Below are 21660 nucleotides of genomic sequence, written 5' to 3'. Positions count from 1 at the left end.
TGCGCTTGCCTCTCTCACGGGTAATAATTCTAGCATATGAAACCTATAGAAGATTCCGATGGCTCGTGTGACGGCACGCCCCAAGACGTCCTGAAGCATCAATGAAAAAGGCTCCAACCACAAGGTTGGAGCCTTTTTTGCGCTCATGAAACGAAATCGATTAGATCAGCTCATGCAGGGGCGTATCGCCCTTGATGGAGCCGTCGGCTTCAGCGGCCTTGATCTGCTCGTCGGTGTAGCCGAGGTCCTTCATCACGGCTTCGGTGTCGGCACCCAGGTTGCCGGTCGGCTTGAACTCGGCCGTGCCTTCCAGCTCGAACTGAACGGGAGCGGTGGGGCACCAGCGCTCGTTGCCGTTAGCGTAGTGCACCTTCTTGATGTACTCGTTGACGATGGCGTTCTCGTCCTCGTAGATGTCCACAGGCGTCTGGGCAGGCTCGCAGGGCATGTCGTTTTCCTTGAACATCTTCAGGAGCTCGTCGCGGGTGAACTTGCCGAAGCCTTCGTCGAGAATCTGCATAACCTGCGGGCAGAGGTCCTTGTCGTTGACGGCGTTGATGCTCGCCAGGTCGGCATGGGTCCCGTCGAGCAGGTCTTCGCGGCCGATCAGCTTGAGGACGCGCGGCCAGTCGCGGTCGTATTCGGGCAGGCAGAGCACGACCCACTTGTCGTCTTTGGACTTGAAGACGTTGTTGAGCGGGTTGTTCACGCGCATACGGCTCTTGGGGTATTGGTTGCCGTACTGGGCGGACACCATGCCCGTCGACAGGGCGTAGATGCCGGCATGCTGCAGGGCGCAGGTGACGTAGTCGCCTTCGCCGGACTTTTCACGGCCGATGTAGGCGGCCAGGATACCGGCGGCCAGGAACATGGAAGCCTGGAAATCGCCGTAGCCGTTGGTCGGGATCATCGGGAAGCTGTCCGCGTCGACCGTGGTGCCGAAGACGCCGCCGCGACCCATGTAGCAGGTCACGTCGAAGCCGGCCGCGTCCTTTTCGGGGCCCTTCTTGCCGTAGCCCAGGCCATGGCCCATGATCAGCTTGGGGTACTTGGCATGCAGGCTCTCCCAGTCGAGGCCCATCTTGCGCAACGACTTGGTGCGGTTGTTGGTGATGAAGATGTCGGCGGTGGAGAGCAGCTTGTTCATGGCTTCCAGGCCGGTTTCGCTCTTCAGGTTCAGGCTGATCATGCGCTTGTGCATGTTGGCCATGTCGTAGGCGAGGTTCTCATCGTCGGTCATCGGCATGCCGTAGACGGGAGCCTGGTTCACGCGGGTCGGGTCGCCCTTGGCGGCTTCGACCTTGATGACATCGGCGCCCCATTCGCCGAGCACGCGGCCCGTGGTAGGGGTGGCAAGAAACGTCGTGAGGTCGATGACCTTCACACCTTCAAGAGGCAAAGACATATGAAATTCCTCCAAAATCTCCCTGATGGAAAAAGGGCCGGCACACAAAGCACCAGCCCTTTTTCAAAATCATTCAACTGATGTTGAACAGAGTGTCAAGCAACTCTTAGAAGTTGTACTTGACGACGCCGCCATGGTTCTGGCATTCGCGAGCAATCGTGATGCGCTGAACGTTCGGCGCGCCTTCCTCGAGCCACATAGCGCGGCAGTCGCGGTACAGACGCTCGGTCGGGCCGTACGGAGAGTCCTCGAAGTAGCCGTCGCCGCCGAAGATCTCGAGCATCTGGTCGGAGACCAGCTTGACCGTCTCGATGGAGAAGAGCTTGCAGATAGCGGCCTTCTCGGTGACGTACTCGTTGTGCGGGTCGATGTCGTAGTCGCGAGCGAAGTCGTAGATGGCGGTGCGCAGCACGTGGATGTAGGTCTGCATCTCGGCGAACTTGGCCTTGATCATCTGACGCTTGGCAATCGGCTTGCCGAAGGTCACGCGGTCGTTGGCGCGCTTGAGCGAGATCTCGAGCATGCGCTGAGCCATACCCAGGTTAGACATGGCGATGTGCACGCGGGAGACGGACAGGGAGTGGATAGCCACGTCCATGCCCTGGCCTTCCTTGCCGAGCAGGTACTTGGCCGGGATGTGCACGTTGGTGAACTTCAGGCCAGCATGACCGGCGCCGCGGCAGCCCATCATGTGGGGCATTTCGATGATTTCGAAGCCGGGAGCATCGTTGGGGACCAGGAAGGCGGACAGACGGTCGTCCTTTTCCTTGGTCGGGTCGGACACGGCGATCACGTAGGTGTAATCGGAGCAGTCGGTGTGAGAGATGAGCCACTTCTCGCCGTTGAGGATCCAAGAGCCGTCGGGCTGCTTCTCAGCGGTGGTGTGCAGGTCGGCGCCGGTGCCGCCGGTCTGCTCGGTGATGGCGAAGTTGCAGTAGACGGACTTGTCCTGGAACTTCGGCATGAGCTCGGCCTTGACCTCGTCCGTGCCATAGTCGTCGAGGATGCGCCAGTTCATGTCAGCGGCGTGATGCAGGTGCATGCGCATGCCGCCAGGACCACGGGAGAACTCTTCCTGCACGCGGAGAATTTCAAGCTCGTTGAGGTCCCATCCGCCGTACTGAGAGGGAAGATAGAAACGATAGAGGTCGTTCTGCTTGGCCAGCTCGTAGAATTCCTGGGGGAATTTGTTGGTGACCTCGATCTCCTTCTGCATTTCGTCGAAGGGGCCTTCAACCAGTTCGCGGATCTGCTTCAGATACGCCTCGAACTGCTCGTCGGTGATTTTCGCGTTAGGGTTCATATAAGTCCTCCTCTATGAAGTACGCGATGTTCTTTCGAGCCTCATCAGCTCTTGCAATTCGTATTCTGCATCCCGCGCTCCCGTATTTCCAATTGGTTCGATTGTCTGATTCGAATGAGAACCATTGCGATTCGCAATGGTTGTTTTATGGAGCGTTTCAGCCGCTTGCACAGAGGGAGCTCTATGCGAAAAAAGCCCGCGATTGGGGCGCGGGCTTCACAGAGGTATGAATGGTCGAGTGCTTTTATGCAGACGCTATTTGTCCACGTAGCCGGTGTGCGTACGGCGTAAGCCGTCGTTTCCCGACCCCGACCCGCTGGCCAGCATACGGTCGAAGGACATGCGCACGAGCCCGATGCCCTTCACGTAGACGTAGGCGCACATGCCGAATTTGCAGCGGAACATGCACTCTTCGCAGGGGTCGGAATCGCAGTAGCAGTAGGCGTCCTCGTCGGCGAAGGCAAAGGTGACGGGGGAGAACTTCTTTTCGGGCACGTATTTCACCTGATAGCCCGTGAAGGTTTTCACGGCGATCCACTGGGGACGCAGGTCGCGGTTCTTCGAGAACCATTTGATCTTGACGCAGTTGCTGTTGAAGCCGCCACGGAACTGGAAGTCGAGCGTGAATTCGGGCGGCAGGTCGGCCACATCGATCAGGGGCATGGGTTCCATGCGGGTGCCGCACCGATCGCAGAAGGGGGCTTCGCTGCGCCCGTAGGGCAGCTCCGCCACAAGCGAGCGGCCCGTGCCGGTCCAGGTGACATCGCTTCCGTCGGTCACCCCGATGTGGACCTGGTGGCAGGTAGGGCATTCGTAGATGGCCAGGTCGTTGTCGAAGACGCGGGGCTTCCAGGTGGCGTGGGTGCGGGTGGGGCTGAATTCTTGCTGGGGCATGGGCGTTAGGCCTCCTTCTTCAAGCGCCGCAGGAGCTCTTCCATGAGCTTGTAGCGCTGAACCTTTCCGGTGGGCGTATAGGGTATCTCGTTAATGAATTCCAGGTGCTCGGGCCAGATGCGCTTGGGGATGCCGGCGTCGGCAAGATAGGCGGTGACCGAGGCGATGGTGGGGCGATCGGTGCCTTGGGGCACCATAAAGGTGCAGATGCGCTCGCCCATGCGCAGATCGGGCATGCCGATCGTCGCGTGGTCGCCCACGCCCGGGCAGCCCGAAAGGGCGTTGTCGACCTCTACTGCGGAAATGTTCTCGCCTCCGCGGATGATGATCTCCTTCTTGCGGCCGTTGATGCGGATGCGCCCCTCGTCGTCCATGAAGCACAGGTCGCCGCTGTAGAACCAGCCGTCGTCGTCGAGGGCGCGGTCGGTCCGTTCCCGGTCGTTGAGATAGCCTACGAACTGGTGGGGTCCGCGCGAGCATTCTTCGCCCTGCGCGCCGCGGGGCACCTCGCGGTGGAGGTTGTCGACGACGCGGACTTCGATGCCCTCGTAGGGGATGCCCGACCAGGCGCCGTTCCATTCGAGCACCTTGTCGAGGGGGACGTAGACGTGGGGGCAGCTTTCGGTCGACCCGTAGGATTCGGAAAGCAGGATGCCGTAGCGATGGGCGTGCTCGATCATGCGGGAGGGCACCGGCGCGCCGCCGCAGAGGTAGAAGCGCATGCTCGGCAGGCTCCCCCCGAACTGGTCGAGGTAGGAGAGCAGGTCGTAGACGAAGGGGGTCGCCCCGTGGGACCAGGTGCAGCCTTCGCGGCGGATGAGGGCGACCGCGTCGGCGGGCTTGTAGGATTCCTGCAGCACGGTCGAGCCGCCGAAGAGCATGACGGAGACGAGCCCATGGAAGAAGCCCGTCGCATGGTTGAGCGGGGAGGGCATCCACATGACGTCGTCGGGCGTCAGGTCGAGGACCGAAATGTAGGATCGCTCGCTGAAGAGGATGTTGTTGTGGGTGAAAAGCACCTGCTTGGGCGTGCCGGTCGAGCCCGAGGTGGGCAGGATGCAGGCGACTTCGTCGGAGCGCGAAGCCGGCGCATCGACGAGGGGCTCGAAGGCGGCGAGCACGGCGGAAAGAGAGGTGTCCCCGTCGTCGGGGTCCTTTTCTTTGTCGACGAAGAGGGCGCCTTTGAGCGTGGGTGCCGAGCCCTTGATCTGGTTGAGCTCGGCTTCGTAGTCGCGGCGATGGAAGAAGGTGGGGCCGATGTAGGCAACGGAATGCACGAAGGCAAGGCTTTGGGCGAGGTCCTGCATGCCGTAGCGAATGGAGACCGGATGGATGACGGCGCCCACCTTCAGGCAGGCCACGTAGGCGATGGCGAATTCGGCCCATTTGGGCAGCTGGATGGTGACCACGTCGCCGTTGGCCACGCCGATCGAGACCAGCCAGCGCGCCACGCGCCCCGCCTTGTCGTCGACCTGGGCATAGGTCAGGCTTGTGGTGCCGTCTTTCACGTAGGTGCGGCCCGCGAAATCACGGGCGCTTTTCTCCCAGGCATCGTAGAGGGTGGAGGCGGTCCAATAGCCGCGTTCGTAGTAGGTTCGCTTGCAAGCTTCGTTGATCTTCAGGTTGGTGATCATCAAACCCCCCATTGCATAGGCGCGAGCCTCGGTGTTCTGAGCCGCTGGGCGTCGATACGCGATTCTCCCTGCAGCTCCAGCCTCTTGGTAAAAGTGTAGTACGGAACTGCAGGGCGCGACTATTTGCAAAAACGTCGTTCCATCGCGAGACTTATTGGAAATGGGGAAAGGGGGACGGCGAGGGAGCGCGTGAAAATATTTTTCAAAAAAGGGCTTGCGTCCCCGAGCGACTATGCGTAATATACTCCCTGCTGTTGCGCGGTTATCCCGCACAGCCGTCTCTGGGGAGTTAGCTCAGTTGGTTAGAGCGCCGGCCTGTCACGTCGGAGGTCGCGAGTTCGAGTCTCGTACTTCCCGCCATTGATGATGAAAGGGAGCCTTCGGGCTCCCTTTTTGCGTATGCGGGCATATCGGGGCGGGTCTGCGAGGGGTCGCCGACTGCGGTGCCTCGCCGATCGGCGGGATCGCTTCGCTCGATTGCGTCCGCGAAACCTGGCGCACGGTCAGGTTTCGCGGCTGGCCTCCCGTGAGCGGCCTAGCGTACGGCCAGTTCGATGGCCCGGTAGGCGCCGTCGTAGATGCCTGCGTCCCGTGCCGCGCGGATGTGGGCGCACATGCGCGCCACAATCGAGGGATCTTCCTGCACGCTGTCGATGAAGGCGCAGATCTCGCGCGGGTCGTCCATCTCGTAGGTGCCGTCGCCCACTTCGGCCGCTCGCACGGCACCCCAGGCTTCGTGCCCGCCCACGCGTTGGATCATGAGCTTGGGCACCGGGTAGAAGGAGAGCTCGCTCGGCTTGGTGATGAGCAGGTCGCAGGCGCGCATGAGCAGGTTCGTGGAATAGACGGCGCTGAAGATGTCGCTGTCGTAGAAGGCATGCACGCCCTCGACGCTGGCGGTCAGCGCCCCTTCGGCGAAGCGCGCGGTTGCCTCGAAGTCGCCGGAGTGGACCACGGCCGCATCGAGGGCGGGGATACGGGCGACAAGGGACCGCCAGACGCGGTCGTGGTCGCCCACGTTCACGAAAAGAACCGCCTCGCCGGCCTCGATGCGGGGGACGAGGTGGGCGATGATGCGCTCGAACAGGTCGATTTGCGCGCCCGCCCCGCCCACGGAGAGCAGGTAGCGCACGGGGGCCCGGCGGGCCGCCCGCTCTTCGCGCAGGGTGCAATCGTCGTCGATGTGGGCGACGAGCTCGTGGTCGACGTAGTGGCCGGTGTAGAAAAGCGACCCGTCGGGCATGGGAGCCAGGGCGCGTGAAGGGTCCATGCCGCGCAGCATCTTGTATCCCAGGTAGGCGCTCGGGGTCTGCACGGTGTGACGGGCTCCTTCGGCCAAATGCAGGGCCATGGGCCAATTGTCGGGGATGGCGCAGACCACGTGCGAAAGGCCTGCATGCAGAGCCGCCTGGGCGCACCAGGCGTGGGCGCCCACGAAGGGCGCCGCTTGCGGCAGGTCGGCGAAGGGGGCACACATCAGCTCCGATACCGCCTGATCGCTCGCGTTGTAGGCGAGCTTGCGAAAGCCTTCGGAATTGAGCGGTTCCCACACGAGCTTGTTGAAAGGCGCGTACTTCTGGCTTATGCGCGACCCCTTGGAGTAGAGGTCGTTCTGGTGGGCGATGATCTTCGTGCAGGTCGTGTCAGGGAAGCCGCAGAGGTCCATCCAGTAGGGGGTGTAGCCCATCGCATGGGCGGCCGACGCGAGGGCCATGCCAATGCGGTAGTGGCCGAAGCCCATGCGGATGGTGCCCACGACCACCGGCGCCCCGTGCGCTGCGGGGTCGGTACGGGGCGTTGCGGGCGGTAGGGGCTGGGCCCGGGCGTCTGCGGCGAGGTCGAGGGGGCCGGCGCCTTGGGGCGCGGGCGCCAGCAGGCGGACGCCCAGAGCGCGATGGATGGCGGGGGCGTCTGCGGCTGTCAGGTGGCAGGGGCGCTTCGAATCGTCGCCGAACTTTCGCACGAAGCGCTCTTTTGCCCTGCGTGCTTTCGCCTGGTCCTTTTTGGCTATGGGGTTGCCGAAAACGCTCGCCGATCGATTCTCTGCCATGGCCGTCCGGTCTCCTTCGCGGTGAGGGTTAGGTATGATGGTCGAAGCTATTCTAGCCCTCGCGTTATCGGACGAATAGGAAGTCACATGAAGTCGAACGCTCTCGACGCCTCCTCGTGCGCGCCCTCAGCGGGCCAGCGGAAGCTGGCAAGCAACCGCATTCTCTGGCTGTTCGCCATCGGGCAGCTGGGATGGTCGACCCTTTCGGGCGTCATCACCAACTGGCTCGTCTACTACTATCAGCCGGGGGAGAGCCTCCTTGCGCAGGGGCAGCAGATCTTCATCACCCAGGGCGCGGTCTTTTTGGGAATCACCGTCATCGGCCTGATCACCGCGTCGGGCCGCATCTTCGACGCTTTCACCGACCCCTGGATCGCCGCCCTTTCCGACCGGTGCACCCATCGGCTGGGCCGCCGCATGCCCTTCTTGCGTTACGCGCCCGTGCCCTTCGGCATCGCCACGGTGCTCGTCTTCATCTCTCCGGTCGACGGGGCAAGCTGGGTCAACGACGTCTTCCTCTTCACGATGGTCCTCTGCTTCTATCTGGGGCTCACCTGCTACTGCACGCCCTTCAACGCCCTCATCCCCGAGCTGGGCCGCACGCAGGAGCTGCGCATTAACGTGTCGACCTATATTTCGGTCACCTATTTCTTCGGCACGGCCGTGGCCTACTTGCTGCCCACGATCCAGGCGGTCTTCGAACCGGCCATGGGCATGGTGGCGAGCTTTCGCTTCACGGTGGGCCTGCTTGCGGCAATCGCCGTGGTCTGCATGCTCGTGCCCTCCTTCGCGATCGACGAGCACGTGTACGCGGTCACCAAGCCGAGCGCGACGGGCACCGTGAAGAGCCTCGTGAAGACCTTCAAGAACCCTGAGTTTCTCACCTTCGTCAAATCCGACGTGCTCTACTGGATCGCGCTCACCTTGTTCCAGACGGGCCTGCCCTTCTACATCACCGAGCTGATGGGACTCGACTCCACGATGACCTTCCCCCTCTTCGCGCTCATGACCTTGGTGAGCTTTATCTGCTACGCCCCGGTCAACCTGCTCGCCAAGCGCTGGGGCAAAAAGCGGCTCGTCACCTTCGCCTTCCTCTTCTTCTCCTGCGCCTTCGCCCTTACCGTCTTCGTGGGGTTCTTCGGCATCCCGGGCGTCGTCTGGGGCGTGATCGTGGCCGTGATGGCGGCCATCCCCATGGCGATTCTGGGTATCCTGCCCCAGGCCGTGGTGGCCGACATCGCCGAGGCCGACGCGGTGGCCACCGGCGAGGCCCGTCAGGGCATGTTCTACGCCGCGCGCACCTTCGCCTTCAAACTGGGCCAGTCGCTCGCGATGCTTCTGTTCACGAGTCTGGCGCTCGTGGGCGCCGGCGGCGTCGGCTACCGGCTCACCGCCGCGGTGGCCGCCGTCTTCTGCCTGGCGGGCGGCTTGGTCTTCATGCGCTACCACGAGGACCGCGTCTTCGCGGTGATCGGCGATGCGGTCGCGCGTGCGGAAGAGGGCGATCGGGCATGAGGCTTGCGGGATGGAGCGTCCGCTTCGAGACCCAGGCGGGCGCGGTGAGCGTCGAGCGGTCGGGGTCGGGCGCCTGCGCAACCGACGAGGCCGCCTTCTCCTTCGCCTTCGACGGGACGGCGGGCGCACTGGGCCTTACCGCGCGCGTACCCCTGCGGGTGACGTCGTGCACGGTGACCTTCGCCCATGACTTCGCGCCCGACGAACGCGTCCTGCTCAACGGCTACCAGTCGTGGACCGACGCGACCGAAGAGGCCCCCTGGGCGGTGATGCGCGGGCTCGACGGGCTGCCGGAATGGGGCGTGCGGCACTATGCGATCGACGCCATGGGGGACTACCGGTTCACGTCCTACGAGGGCCGGCCCGGCTGCCGGCACGGCTTCACCTACGCGACGGTGCGCAGGGGCGATCGCGTGACCCTGCTCGCCTCGACCGGCGAGAGGCGGGGTTTCACGCTGCTGCGCACCGATGCCGATGCGGGCCGCGTGACCTTCGAACCCGAAGTCCCGGCGCGCGACCTCGAAGCGGGCGAAGACGCCCTCCTCGCCTCCTTCGTGCTCGAGGAGGGCAGCGAAGACGCGGTCTTCGACGCTTGGTTCGACGCCATGGGCACACGCCCCTATGGGGGCGACAGTCCCCGCGTGGGCTATACGAGCTGGTACCGGCACTACGAGGACATCGACGAGGAAACTGTCGCCCATGACGTGGCCGCCCTCGCGCGCGGCCTCGACGCGATCGATACGCACGGCATGGGCCGGGTGGCCTTCGTCGACGACGGCTGGTGCCGCAAGGGCGACTGGCTGGCACCCGACACGGAATCCTTTCCACACGGGATGGCGGCCGTCGCCCAAGAGATCGAGCGAACGGGGGCGCTGCCGGGTCTGTGGATGGCGCCCTTCGTGGTCGAACGTGATTCCCTCTTGGCGGCCTGCCATCCCGACTGGCTCTTGCGCGATGATAACGGGGCGCCGGTGACCACGGGCTCGCACTGGAGCGGGCACGTGGCGCTCGATACGCAGAATCCCGCGGTACGCGCCTACGTCGGGGAATGCGTGCGCACGGCGGTGGCAGACTGGGGGTTCGGCGCTCTGAAACTCGATTTCCTCTATGCCGCTTGCATGCTGCCCCATGCGGGGATGACGCGCGGCGAGCTCATGGCCGACGCGGTCGACCTCCTGCGGCAAGCAGCCGGTCCCTCGTGCACCATCTTGGGCTGCGGCGTGCCGCTGGCGAGTGCCTTCGGGGTCTTCGACTATTGCCGAATCGGCTGTGACGTGGGCCTCACCTGGGACAACGTCCCGCCTGCCCGCTTCTTTCATCGCGAGCGCACGAGCACGGCGCGCAGTCTGGCCAACACGGTCTACCGCGCTCCGCTCGACGGGCGGGCCTTCGGCTGCGATCCCGACGTCTTCTTCCTGCGCGACGACGTGCGCATCTCGCCTGCCCGCAAGCGCGAGCTCCTCGAGGCCGACAGCCTCTTCGGCAGCCTTCTGCTCACGTCCGACGATATGGATGCCTGGGGGCCCGAAGAGCGCGCAGTCTTCCAGCGGGCGGTCGATACGCTGGCGGAAAGGAAGCGGCGATGAGCGGGGGCAAGCGGGTGCGCGCCTTCGCGCCGGGACGAACCGAGATCGCAGGCAACCATGTCGACCACCAGGGCGGACGCGTGATCGCCGCCACGGTGGGGCAGGGCGTCGAGGTGGTGTTAGAGCCGGCCGGCGGCCATCATGCCCACCTGATCAGCGAGGGCTTCGGTCCCGTCGACTTGGACGTGCGCGATGTCGATCCGCGCCCAGGCGAGGAGGGCAGCTCGCGGGCCCTTGTGCGCGGGGTGGTGGCCCAGTGCAAGGCGGCCGGCGTGCCCGTGGGCGGCTTTTCGGGCCGCGTGCGCAGCACGGTGCCGTCGGGCGGGGGCCTTTCGTCGTCGGCGGCCTTCGAACTTGCGGTGGGAGCGGGCCTTGCGCGCCTCTTCGCCGACGAGACGCTCGACCCCCTGCAGCTGGCGCTCATGGGGCAGGCGGCCGAACGCGACTACTTCGGCAAGCCTTGCGGGCTCATGGACCAGGCGGCCATCGCGTTCGGCGGCGTCGAGGCCATGGACTTTTCCGCCGACGAGGCCCGCGTCGAGGCGGTTGACTTCAGCTTCGCCGAAGCAGGCCTGGCCGTCTGCCTGGTCGACGTGGGCGCCGACCATGCGGGCCTTACGCCCCTCTATGCGCAGATTCCCCTCGACATGCGGGCGGCAGCGGAATTCTTCGGCGCCCGCCGCCTCTGCGACGTGCCCGAAGACCGGTTTTTCGTGGGTTTCGACCGCCTGCGCGCGCAGGAGGGCGACCGCGTGGCCTTGCGGGCCTTCCACTACTACCGTGAGATGCGCTTGGTCGACGAGCGGCTCTTCGCCCTGCGATCGGGCGACGTCGGGGCTTTTTTGAGGGCCACGCGTGCGTCGGCCCACTCGTCGGCGGATTATCTGCAGAACGTGTCGGTCCCGGGCGGGGAAGGCCAGGAGGCTATGGTGGCCCTGGCGCTCGCGGACGCCTGGCTGGGCGAGAGCGGCGCCGTGCGCATCCACGGCGGCGGTTTCGGGGGCAGCATCCAGGCCTACGTGCCCGCCGACGGGGTGCGGGGTTTCGTTTCGTATATGGACGCCCACCTGGGGGCCGGCGCATCTTCCGTGCTCGACCTGACGACGCAAGGAGCGTGTGCGCAATGGGAATAGAGGAAACCGTCGAGGGCCTGGTGGCCTACGCGCGCGAGCGCGGCCTCATCGAGGCCGAAGATGCGCTGTGGACCCGTAACACGGTGCTCGATGCGGTGGGCGCCGACGGGGCGGGATTTGCGCGGGCGGTGGCCCCGGCTCCGGTCGATGCGATCGATGGGGCCCTTTCGGACCTGTGCGCCTTCGCGCGCGCGTCGGGGGCGCTTGCCCAAGACGAGAGCGACGACGCCTTCGCCTGCCGCGTCATGGGCCTCCTTATGCCGCGGCCTTCGGAGGTGGCCCGCCGCTTCGAGCGCTTGCGTGCGGCCGATCCATCGGCGGCCACGGAGTGGTTCTACGCCCTTTCGGGAGACGCCCATTTCGTGCGGCGGGCCGCCATCGCCCGTGACGAGAAGTGGCTTGCCCCCACCCGCTGGGGTGATTTGGAAATCACGATCAACCTTTCCAAACCCGAAAAGGACCCGCGGGCCATCGCCCGGGCGGGACGGGCGCGGCGCAGCGGTTATCCGGCCTGCGCCCTCTGCCTCGAAAACGTGGGGTATGGCGGCCGCGGGCCCCAAAGCCCCCAAGGCGCCCATCCCGCGCGGCAGAACCTGCGTTCCGTGCCCATCGATGCGGGCGACGAGACCTGGGCCCTCCAGTATTCCCCCTATGCCTATTTCAACGAGCACTGCATTGCGGTGGCGCCCGTTCATCGACCCATGCACATCGATGCGGTCACGTTCCGTCGCCTGCTTGCCTTGACCGAGGCGCTTCCGCACTACTTTTTCGGGTCGAATGCCGATTTGCCCATCGTGGGAGGGTCGATTCTCTCGCACGATCATTTCCAAGGCGGTCGCCACACCTTCCCCATGGAGCGCGCGCCCCACGGGGAAGGTGTGACGCTTGCGGGCTATCCCCATGTGGAGGCCTCTACGGTCACCTGGCCCCTTTCGGTGTTGCGGCTGCGCGCGACCGACCCCGAAGAGCTCGTGGTCGCGGCAGACGATGTCTTGCGCGTATGGCGGGGCTACAGCGATTCGGAGGTGGGAATCGTGGCGGAAAGCGAGGGCGTGCCCCACAACACGATCACGCCCATCGCGCGGCGCGTGGGCGGCGCCTTCGAGCTCGACCTGGTGCTCCGCTGCAACGTGACGAGCCCAGAGGCGCCCTGGGGCGTCTTCCATCCCACGGAAGACCTGCACCACATCAAGCGCGAGAACATCGGGCTCATCGAGGTCATGGGGCTGGCGATTCTGCCGGGGCGGCTCAAACGCGAGCTCGCCGCGGTTGAGCGCGCCCTGGTAGGGGGGACCGATCTCGCGGCCGACCCCCTGTGCGCGCCCCATGCAATCTGGGCGGAGGGCCTGCGCGGGCGGTACGGGTCCTTCGAGGAGGCTACGGTCCGCGAGGTGGTTCAGCGCGAAGTGGGTCAGGTTTTCGCCCAGGTTTTGGAATGCGCCGGCGTCTTCAAGTGGGATGATTCCGGCCGTGCGGCCTGGGAGCGGTTCCTCGCGCATCTTGCGTGATGCACCCGTTTCGAACCGGGCGGCAAGATCGGAAAAAATAATGCTTGCGTGCGGAGTGGGGCTCCTGTATATTGAACGAGCTGCAAAAAGCACGGGGAGTTAGCTCAGTTGGTTAGAGCGCCGGCCTGTCACGTCGGAGGTCGCGAGTTCGAGTCTCGTACTTCCCGCCATCGAATGTAAAAGGAGCCTTCGGGCTCCTTTTTTCGTGTAAGGGCTATCGCGTCGCGGGGACTGCCCATGCGCTCGGTGCGACGGCCGCGTGCGTCGCGGCGTAAAAAAGGCCCCGACGCGCGGGGCCTTGGCTATGGGACGGCGATCGCTCCTTGGAGCTTCTTCTCGCGGTAGCCGGGGTAGTCGGCGTTGTTCACCTGAATGTGGGTGTGGTTGCCCGGGTCGTCGGCGGGCGTGTAGTCCGAAAGCTGGATCCCGTCGATCGAACAGGCGATATCGCGCACGCTCGCGATGGGTGTGACCCCGCCTTCCACATGGTCGCCCGCCTGCACCTGCGCATCGGTGATATGGATGGCCACGCAGTCCATTTCGGGATGGCCGTCAGGCTGGATGTGAATCTCGATATCGGGCACGCGATCGTAGAGCTGGTAGTCGCGCACGAGCACGACCGTGCCCGACACGGGGGCGATTACGGTCGTGCCCGCCGTGGCGCCCACATCGATGGCGGTATCCATGTCGGTGGAATCCTGCGACCGCCACAGGTGCAGGGCGTCGGCGTCGAGCCAGTCGCCGTCGGTCTGGTCGTGGTTGACGCGCACCTGCTGGGCGGCTTTGGCGGCTGCGGCATCGGCCTTGGGCAAGTTGGTGGTCAGCGGAAGCGCGTAGGCGTAGGAGGCCTGGTGGAAGAGGACCGCGGTGATGTGCGCGGCGTCGATGGGCGCATGGACGTCGACGCCGTTGCATTGGGCGACGAGCCTGGTGGGGGACCAGGCGTCCTGGTCGTCGCTGCCCCCTTGGTCGGCGGGCTCCACAAGGGCGAGCGGGGTGGCATCGGCCGGCTCCTGCCCCTTCAGGTTGGACCACACGCCGTGGGCGAAGGGCAGGGCTACCGTGTAGGCGGTGAGCAGGGCGACGGCGGTGACGCCGATCGTGACCGGCACGACGATGCGCGCCGGAGCGCGCGCGGGCTCTTGCTGCAGTGGTTGTTCTTGCACGAAGTCTCCCGGTATGAGGGGCGCCGCGGCGCCCGCGAATTTGCAACGGTCACAATTCTACTCTCAATTCGGTAACGACGTGCAAGGCAGCGGGGGACCTTGTGCCATACTGATGGGCGGAACACACGGCGTCCACATAGGCTGGGCCATTTGAAGGAGAGCACATGGACAATCAAGAACTCGATGCGGTCGTGCGCGGCATCGCCGACAACTACGCGAGCGCGCCCGAGATTTTCTTCACCGAACCCGACCGCCATTTTCCCAACCGCAACCGGATCATCGACGTGATCGAAGATTGCCGCCATCTCATGTTCCCCGGGTACTTCGGCGATGAGGCGGCTTCCTGCGGAAGTCATCCGGCCTATTTCATCGGCGACACGCTCATGCGCATCAGGAAGCATCTGCGCCGCGAGGTGCGCGAGGCCCTGCTCTTCCGCGACCCGCGCGCCGAACGTCCCGTCATCGCCCGCCGCTCGGACGAGATCGTCGACGCCTTCGTCGGCGCCTTGCCCGAGGTGCAGAAGGTCCTGCTCACCGACGTGCAGGCGGCCTTCGACGGCGACCCCGCCGCCCAGAGCAAGGAAGAGATCATCTTCAGCTACCCGGGCTTGTTCGCGATCTTCGTCTACCGCCTGGCCCACCAGCTCTACCTGCAGGACGTGCCCCTGATCCCGCGCATCATGAACGAGTACGCCCACGACCATACGGGCATCGACATCAATTCGGGCGCCGACATCGGCCCCTACTTCTTCATCGACCATGCGGCCGGCGTCGTGATCGGCGAAACCACCAAGATCGGCTGCCACGTGAAAGTCTATCAGGGCGTCACCCTCGGGGCCCTGTCCACGCGCGCCGGACAGGGTCTGCGCGGGGTCAAGCGCCATCCCACCATCGGCGACTACGTCACCATCTACGCGAATGCGAGCGTGCTGGGCGGCGAGACCGTCATCGGGTCGGGCACGGTGATTGCGGGCAGCACCTTCGTCACCGAATCGGTGCCCGAAAACTCGCGGGTCACCTTGAAGAACCAGGAAGTCAAGGTGCGCCAGTCGAGCCACCGCTACGACGCCGAAGGCTTCGAGACCTGCTAGGTTTCGAATGGGCGTTGCGAAGGGGCTGTGCGCGCGAGCGCGCGGCCCCTTGCTCGTCTTGAGAGATTTCCGTCAAGATTCGAACGCACAAATGCAATGAGGAAAGGAACGCAGCCATGAGCAGCGCAGAAGCGCACGTAGAGTCGCACGAGCGCGGGGAGGCTCCCCAGCGGATTCCCGAAACGGTGCCGGCCTATGTGGCCAAGGTTCCGGTCAAGGCGGTCTTCTACATCATGCTGGCGGCAACCTTCGTGACCTCGGCGGCCCAGGCCATGCTTTCGACGGCCCTGCCCGCTATTATGGAGGAATTCGCCGTCGACGCTTCGATGGGCAACCTCCTCACCACGGGCTACATCTACGTGCTCGGCATCCTTTCGGTGCTCACCGCCTTCCTCATTCAGCGCTTCGATATCCGCAAGCTCTTCCTCGCGGCCGTGGCTTGCTTCGTGCTTGGTTCGGCGCTCGCCTGGGTGGCACCGAGCTACTACGTCCTTTTGGCCGCCCGCTTCCTGCAGGCCGGCGGCAACGGCGTCCTCATCCCGCTCGTGCAGACGGTGGCGGTGAGCGTCTACCCCAAGGAGCGTCACGGTTTTGCTCTGGGCCTCGTGGGCATGGTGATCGGGTTCGCGCCCGCCGTCGGCCCCTCGATCGCCGGCATCATCGTGCAGGAGGCCAGCTGGCGCATGATCTTCGTCCTGCTCGGGGGGTTCGCGGCCCTCGCCCTGGCGGCGTCCTTTTTCACGGTGCACGGCGAAGGCGCCCACTACAAGGTGGCCCTCGACCTGAAGTCCTGCCTGCTCTTCATTCCCGGTCTCGTCCTTTTGCTCGTGGGCGTCACGCTCATCGAGCAGCGGGGGCTCTACGACGCATCCTGCTGCGCCATCCTCTGCCTGGCGGGCTTTCTGCTCATCGCTTTCTGCCACCGGCAGCTCCATCTTGGCGAACCGGTGTTGAAGGTCCAGCTCTTTCGCGGCAAGCACGTGATCCTGGGCGTGGCCCTGTGCGCCTTGGCCCAGATCGCCATGGTGGCCGGTTCCGTTCAGCTGCCCCTCTACATGCAGGAACTGCATGGGATTTCGGCTCTGGAAGCGGGCCTCGTGCTCTTGCCCGGATCGATTCTCATGGCCTTCGCCTCGCCGGTGGTGGGCTCCTTCTACGACCGCCACGGCATGCGCGTGTCGGCGACGGTGGGCTTGCTCGCCCTGGCGGCCGGGACGCTGTCCTTCGCCCTCTTCGACCAGTCCACGCCCGAATGGGTGATCGGCCTGCTCTACTGCGTGCGCATGGTGGGTCTGGCCTTCCTCATGATGCCCATGACCGCCTATGCCCTTGAAAAGCTCTCGGGGCCCGACGTGGCGCATGGCACGGCCATCGTGAACTCCCTGCGCCAGATCGTAGGCTCGCTCGGGTCGAGCGTGCTCGTGGCGTCAATGGCGGCGGCTACCCAGGCCCTTGAGCCCAACGCGCCAACGGCGGCGGCCGGCGTCTCGCTTGCCGGCCTCCATGCGAGCTTCGCCATGCAGGTGGTGCTCACCCTGTTCGTTCTGGCCTGCGTCCTCCTCATCGTGACGCCGCTGAAGAAGAAGCCGGCCAAGGCCTAGGGCGGGGGAGGACGCAGGCGCCTGCCGGTCGTCTCGGGCGGGCCCCTTCGCTCCCCTTGTCTCACGGGCGCGGTATAATACCGAGTTCAAGTATCTACGACGATAAGGATTCAAGCTTTCATGGGCAGCGGTATGCATACGCCTCCTCAGCGACAAACGACGCATTTGGCCGTATACGATTTCGACGGCACCTGCATCAACGGCAACTCGCCCGCCCTGCTCGTTCCCTACCTTCTCGGGCATCGCCTGCTGCCCCTGCACAGAGCGATAGAAATCGGCTTTTGGGCCCTTGCCTACAAGCTGCGCCTGCCCCAAAACGAGAGTTGGGTGCGCGGCAAGGTCTTCAGCGCATTCGAAGGCAAGCCCAAAGCGGACGTCGACCGCTACCTTGCCGATTTCTACGACGAGAAGATCGCCTCGCGCGTGCGGCCGGCCGCAATCGAAGCCATGCGGCGCGACAAGGCCGCGGGCCGTTTGGTGGTGATCGTGTCGGCCAGTTGGTCGGGCATTGTGGCCCGGGCTGCGCGCGATTTCCCCTTCGACCACGCCCTCACCACCCGTATGGTGGTCGATGACAAGGGTTGCTACACCACGCAGGTGGACGGCCTGCCCGTGGAAGGCGAGGAAAAGGTGCGCGCGCTCACGCGCTGGGCCGACGAGGCCTTCGGGAAGGGCGCCTGGTGCGTGGACCACGCCTATGGCGACCACCATTCCGATGCGCCCTTACTCGCGTGCGCCGAGCGCCCCTGCGCCGTCTGCCCCGATAATCCCCTCGGTCGCGAGTCCAAGCGCCGCGACTGGCGCGTCGAAGACTGGTCCTAGCGACCGGACGCCTTGTTCCACACATCCGTTACGATTTCGTGGCGTTGGCCGTTCCCCGCTCGCGTCTGCCTCGTGCGCACGTACTATGAAACAAACAGCATTGCTAAACTATCATTCCATTTGTCCATAAGAGGGAGGTCTCATGTTCGGTAGGAACATCCGGGCCAACGATTCCGACGATCTCGACCGCTCGCCGGCCTGCTCTCCCAGCGTGTATTTGGAGCGGGCCGACCGCGCCTGGACCGGCGGCGACCGTTCGCTGGCCATGCATCTCTATCTTGCCGCCTTCGAAAAGGCCCAGGAGGCGGGCGACCAACCGGCTCCCGGTTTCGTCGAGGGGCTCAAGCGGGCCTGGGAAGAGGCCTGCGACCAGAACGAGCGCGCCTTGGCGGCCTACGTGTTCGAAAAGCTCGAACCCTTTCAGGACGAGGAGGAATCGGCCGAAAACGCCAAGCGCCTTCACGAGCTCGACGGCCACGCCCCTGAAGAGCCTCCGGCATCCGCGCCTCGCGAGTCGGGCGATTTGGCCGAACTCATTTCCAACCACCTGTCGGGCTTGCAGGCCCTTATGGACGTGCCCGGCTCTGCGGCGGTTGCCGCCTTCATTCCGCAGGCGGATGCCGCAGCGTCCCCTGCGCGTGCAGGCGACGCCGGCGATGCCGCGGGCGAAAACGCCGACGCTGCCGATGCGGGAATCGGCGTCGACTACGATTCCCTCACGGGCTACGGCCGTGCGATCGAGCTCATGCGCCCCTATGGGGTCGGCGTCAAACGCGATCCCGCCTTCGAACGGTTCGTCGCCGACATGCGGGCCCGCCACGGCATCGACGCCCTGCCGCGCACCGACACGATTCTCCTGCGGTCGGAATCGCGCGAGGACGCCAACGAGTTCATGCTGGCTACGGCCGGCGAGATCGGTCAAGACGCGGTGCGCATGTACATGGACGAAACCCCCCAGGGCTTCCCAGTCCTCTGCGTGATGACCTCCCCGGGCTTCAAGCACCGCCCCCGCGCCCCGCGCAACGGGTTCGAGGGGCCGGGCGTGCTCATGCTCGAAGACATCGATTTGTGGGAAGTGCCCGCCGTGGGCGACGATGTGCCCGAAGGCATGGTGCCCCAGCTGTCGCGCGGCGCCCGCGAAGCGGTGGCCTTCATTCAGATGGCCGTCGAAAACCCCCAGGTCACCGTTCTGGCCACGGCGGATGCCGACGCTCGCCCCGAAGGCTTTTTCGCCACCCTGCTGGGGCCCGTGTCGGCGGTCGACATCGACCTGCCCGATGCCGCCGAACGCGCCCAGATTTGGGAGCGCCAGCAGGAAGAGCACGCCTCGCTTGCCGACCTCGACGCCGCCTCGCTCGTCGCCTACACCAAGGGCCTTTCGCGTTCGGAAATCGCAGAGGCCGCGCGCGTGGCGGTCGAGGAGGCCTATCGCCAAAGCATTGCTCGCCGCGCCTTCGTGCCCGTGTCAAAGGACAACATCATCGACAAGATCGCGGCCTTCCAGCCATTCGACACGCCCGAGTACCGGGCGCTCGAGGACGCGGCCGTCGTAGAGCTTATGCGCCAGATCGACGGGGGCGCCCAGGATGCGTCCGCCGAAGATGGAGAGGAAGGGGCCCGCTGATGGAGCTCACCCGACGCTGCGATTACGCCTGCCGTATCCTGCGGTCCGCCTACCGCCATCGCGAGCGCTACGTGTCGATCGCGGAAATATCCGAGGAAGAGGACATCCCCTATGCCTTCGCCCGCACGATCCAGCACGATTTGGCCACGATCGGCTACGTGCGCACCGTGCGCGGGTCGCGCGGGGGCCTGCAGCTGGCCATCGATCCCCAAACGGTGACCGTGCTCGACTTGCTGCACGCCCTGCAGGGGCCGGTGTCCGTGTCCTCCTGCGCGGCCGATCCCGAAACCTGCCCCAAGAACGCTGCCTGCGCCTTCAACCGCATGTGGCAGGCGGCCGACCGCGCCCTCGCCGGCTTGTTCGGGTCGATCACCCTCTACGAGGTCCTCGAGGCCGACAGCGACCTGGCGGGCTTCAAGGCCTCTGTCGACCAGAAGGCGGACGAGGCGGTCGATATAAGCATGCAGGAACTCATAAGCGGGCGCGGCCCCGCCTCCTGTTCGGCATCCTCGCAGATTGCGAGCGCCTAGTGGCGGCGGTTGCCCGTGCCGGCGCCACGAGGCCCCTGCCCGACGCAGACGTCCTCGCTGCTTTCGAGGCGCGCGTTTGGGAAGCGGGCGAGCGCTACGCCCGCCCCGATCTGCCCTGGCGCTACCTCGATGACCCCTATGCGGTCTACGTGTCGGAAGCCATGCTGCAGCAGACCCAGGTAGCCCGCGTGCTCTCCTACTGGCCCCGCTTCCTGCAGACCTTTCCCACGATCGACGCCCTGGCGAGCGCGTCGACGTCTGACGTGCTCGAGATGTGGCAGGGGCTCGGCTACAACCGCCGCGCCCTGGCCCTGCTGCGCGCGGCCCAGATCTGCGCGCGCGATTATGCGGGCACCATGCCCGCCACGGTCGAAGAGCTCGAAGCCCTTCCCGGCATCGGCCCAGCCACAGCGGCCGGCATCGTGGCCTTCGCCTACCGCAAGCCTGCGGTCTACATCGAAACCAACGTGAGGGCCGTCTTCATCCACGAGTTCTTCCCCCAGGCCGCCGAAAAGGTTTCCGACGCCCAATTGCGCCCCCTCGTTGAAGCGACCTGCTCGCGCGATGACCCCCGCGGCTGGTACTACGCCCTGCTCGATTGGGGTGCCCAGCTGAAGAAAGACCAGGTCAACCCTTCGCGTAAAGCCAAGGCCTACCATCGCCAGTCCCGCTTCGAGGGGTCGAAGCGCCAGAAGCGGTCCTTCCTCTTGCGAGAGGTGCTCGCCCAACCGGGTGTTGCGGCCTCGGAGCTCCACCGCCTCCTTGACGCCCACGAGCGGGCGTGCGGCCGCGAAGCGGTCGACGACGAGGTCTTCCAGGCCCTTTTGGCTGAACTGGAGGGGGAGGGATTCTTCGTGCGCGAGGGAGAGGGCTATCGCGTCTAGCGGCAGGCTATCTCGCCCGCGCGCGGGGCGCCTAGGCGACGGGGTAGCTGCCGAGCACCTTGACCTGGCGCAGCTTGAGGCGCAGGCAGTTGAGGGCCGTTTGGACTTGGGGTTGCTCGAGCTTGCCTTCCAGGTTCACGAAGAACATATAGCTGCCCAGGCCCTGCTTGGTGGGGCGCGACTGGATCATCGACAGGTCGATGTCGGCGTAGACGAACTCCGAGAGAATCATGCTGAGCGTGCCCTTGCGGTTGTCGTTGGGGAAGAGGGCGAGCGAGGTGATGTAGCGGTCTCCTTGGAAGAGGGGGCGGGCGCCGGTGCGCCCGATGAGGGCGAAGGAGGTCTGGTTGCCAATGCGGTCGCCGATCTCGCGCTCGTGCACTTCGGCCCCGTAGAGGTTGGCGGCGAACTCGCCTGCGATGCCGGCGACCGTGGGGTCGCTGGCGGCCATGCGGGCGCTTTCGGCCGTGCTCGACGCGGTCACGATGCGCCGTCCGGGCAGGTTGGTCTGAATGTAGCGGCGGCATTGGGCGAGCCCCTGCGGGTGCGACACGACGGTTTTCACATCGGCGACGTGCGAGCCGGGGTGGAGGACCAGGCAGTGGTGGATGTCGAGGATCGTCTCTCCGATCACGGTCGTGCTGTTGTGGAAGGCGAAGTTGTCGAGCGTGCTCGTGACGGCGCCCTCGAGCGAGTTTTCCGTCGCGACGACGCCGTAATCGGCCTTGCCGCGTTCGACCGCCTCGAAGACGTCGGCGAAGGAGTCGAAGGGCTGGAAGTCGACGTCCTGCCCGATTTTGCCGGCGAACACCTGAGCGGCTTCGTCGCAGTTGGTGCCGAAGGGTCCCAAGAAGGCCATCGAGATCTGTTCCGTCATCGCCGATTCCTTTCAAAAACCCACATGTATGAGGATG

17 protein-coding genes and 2 tRNA genes are annotated in these 21660 nt (G+C 65.2%); 12 read left to right on the top strand and 7 right to left on the bottom strand.

Annotation, left to right across the window (positions count from 1 at the left end):
- Positions 1 to 160: 160 nt before the first annotated feature.
- The 4 genes from BN3270_RS07455 to fadK form a co-directional block, all read right to left on the bottom strand.
- A complete protein-coding gene (locus BN3270_RS07455) occupies positions 161 to 1405 on the bottom strand; it encodes a CaiB/BaiF CoA transferase family protein (protein ID WP_058986483.1) in 1245 nt (414 codons plus the stop codon).
- 106 nt (positions 1406 to 1511) lie between these two features.
- Complete coding sequence (locus tag BN3270_RS07450; protein ID WP_058986482.1) at positions 1512 to 2708, bottom strand: acyl-CoA dehydrogenase family protein; 1197 nt, start codon at positions 2706 to 2708, stop codon at positions 1512 to 1514.
- A 255-nt stretch (positions 2709 to 2963) separates the two neighbouring features.
- Complete coding sequence (locus BN3270_RS07445; RefSeq protein WP_058986481.1) at positions 2964 to 3602, bottom strand: hypothetical protein; 639 nt, start codon at positions 3600 to 3602, stop codon at positions 2964 to 2966.
- A 5-nt stretch (positions 3603 to 3607) separates the two neighbouring features.
- On the bottom strand, positions 3608 to 5236 hold the full coding sequence (fadK, locus tag BN3270_RS07440) for a medium-chain fatty-acid--CoA ligase (RefSeq protein ID WP_058986480.1): 1629 nt from the start codon (positions 5234 to 5236) through the stop codon (positions 3608 to 3610).
- A gap of 283 nt (positions 5237 to 5519) precedes the next feature.
- On the opposite strand from fadK, the gene BN3270_RS07435 reads away from it, so the two are divergent.
- A tRNA-Asp gene (locus BN3270_RS07435) sits at positions 5520 to 5596 on the top strand.
- A gap of 175 nt (positions 5597 to 5771) precedes the next feature.
- Here BN3270_RS07435 and BN3270_RS07430 read toward each other — a convergent pair.
- A complete protein-coding gene (locus tag BN3270_RS07430) occupies positions 5772 to 7286 on the bottom strand; it encodes a DUF6937 domain-containing protein (RefSeq protein ID WP_058986479.1) in 1515 nt (504 codons plus the stop codon).
- A gap of 87 nt (positions 7287 to 7373) precedes the next feature.
- On the opposite strand from BN3270_RS07430, the gene BN3270_RS07425 reads away from it, so the two are divergent.
- The 5 genes from BN3270_RS07425 (at position 7374) to BN3270_RS07405 (ending at position 13198) form a co-directional block, all read left to right on the top strand.
- On the top strand, positions 7374 to 8801 hold the full coding sequence (locus BN3270_RS07425) for an MFS transporter (RefSeq protein ID WP_058986478.1): 1428 nt from the start codon (positions 7374 to 7376) through the stop codon (positions 8799 to 8801).
- Complete coding sequence (locus BN3270_RS07420; RefSeq protein WP_058986477.1) at positions 8798 to 10387, top strand: glycoside hydrolase family 36 protein; 1590 nt, start codon at positions 8798 to 8800, stop codon at positions 10385 to 10387. Before BN3270_RS07425 ends, BN3270_RS07420 begins: the two co-directional genes overlap by 4 nt.
- Positions 10384 to 11520, top strand: a complete 1137-nt coding sequence (locus tag BN3270_RS07415) for a galactokinase (RefSeq protein WP_058986476.1) — start codon at positions 10384 to 10386, stop codon at positions 11518 to 11520. The genes BN3270_RS07420 and BN3270_RS07415 overlap by 4 nt, the downstream gene beginning before the upstream one ends.
- Positions 11511 to 13028 (top strand): UDP-glucose--hexose-1-phosphate uridylyltransferase, encoded by a 1518-nt coding sequence (locus BN3270_RS07410; RefSeq protein WP_058986475.1) that lies wholly within the window; start codon positions 11511 to 11513, stop codon positions 13026 to 13028. Before BN3270_RS07415 ends, BN3270_RS07410 begins: the two co-directional genes overlap by 10 nt.
- 93 nt (positions 13029 to 13121) lie before the next feature.
- Positions 13122 to 13198 (top strand) — tRNA-Asp (locus BN3270_RS07405).
- A 132-nt stretch (positions 13199 to 13330) separates the two neighbouring features.
- On the opposite strand, the gene BN3270_RS07400 is transcribed toward BN3270_RS07405, so the two are convergent.
- Complete coding sequence (locus BN3270_RS07400; RefSeq protein WP_148335512.1) at positions 13331 to 14194, bottom strand: M23 family metallopeptidase; 864 nt, start codon at positions 14192 to 14194, stop codon at positions 13331 to 13333.
- Positions 14195 to 14358: 164 nt separating this feature from the next.
- Between BN3270_RS07400 and BN3270_RS07395 the strand changes: the two genes are divergently transcribed.
- The 6 genes from BN3270_RS07395 (at position 14359) to BN3270_RS09520 (ending at position 20746) form a co-directional block, all read left to right on the top strand.
- The gene (locus BN3270_RS07395) at positions 14359 to 15285 is read left to right on the top strand and encodes a serine O-acetyltransferase (RefSeq protein WP_058986473.1); all 927 of its coding nucleotides are present in this window, start codon (positions 14359 to 14361) and stop codon (positions 15283 to 15285) included.
- A 116-nt stretch (positions 15286 to 15401) separates the two neighbouring features.
- Positions 15402 to 16886, top strand: a complete 1485-nt coding sequence (locus tag BN3270_RS07390) for an MDR family MFS transporter (RefSeq protein ID WP_058986472.1) — start codon at positions 15402 to 15404, stop codon at positions 16884 to 16886.
- A gap of 165 nt (positions 16887 to 17051) precedes the next feature.
- On the top strand, positions 17052 to 17708 hold the full coding sequence (locus BN3270_RS07385) for an HAD family hydrolase (protein ID WP_271711960.1): 657 nt from the start codon (positions 17052 to 17054) through the stop codon (positions 17706 to 17708).
- Between the two features lie 142 nt (positions 17709 to 17850).
- Positions 17851 to 19332: a hypothetical protein gene (locus tag BN3270_RS07380; RefSeq protein WP_058986470.1), complete on the top strand. Its 1482-nt coding sequence runs from the start codon at positions 17851 to 17853 to the stop codon at positions 19330 to 19332.
- Positions 19332 to 19862, top strand: coding sequence for an RrF2 family transcriptional regulator (locus tag BN3270_RS09525; RefSeq protein ID WP_058986469.1), 531 nt, complete (start codon positions 19332 to 19334; stop codon positions 19860 to 19862). Before BN3270_RS07380 ends, BN3270_RS09525 begins: the two co-directional genes overlap by 1 nt.
- Complete coding sequence (locus BN3270_RS09520) at positions 19862 to 20746, top strand: HhH-GPD family protein (protein ID WP_058986468.1); 885 nt, start codon at positions 19862 to 19864, stop codon at positions 20744 to 20746. Before BN3270_RS09525 ends, BN3270_RS09520 begins: the two co-directional genes overlap by 1 nt.
- A 31-nt stretch (positions 20747 to 20777) precedes the next feature.
- Here the strand turns inward: BN3270_RS09520 and pheA are convergent, their stop codons facing one another.
- On the bottom strand, positions 20778 to 21623 hold the full coding sequence (gene pheA / locus BN3270_RS07365) for a prephenate dehydratase (protein WP_058986467.1): 846 nt from the start codon (positions 21621 to 21623) through the stop codon (positions 20778 to 20780).
- Positions 21624 to 21660: the final 37 nt, after the last annotated feature.

The sequence above is a fragment of the Hugonella massiliensis genome (assembly GCA_001486445.1).
In the GTDB taxonomy this organism is placed as follows: Bacteria; Actinomycetota; Coriobacteriia; order Coriobacteriales; family Eggerthellaceae; genus Hugonella; species Hugonella massiliensis.
The sequence above is the reverse complement of the archived record's forward strand: the minus strand, read 5'-3'. Positions and strand labels throughout refer to the sequence as shown.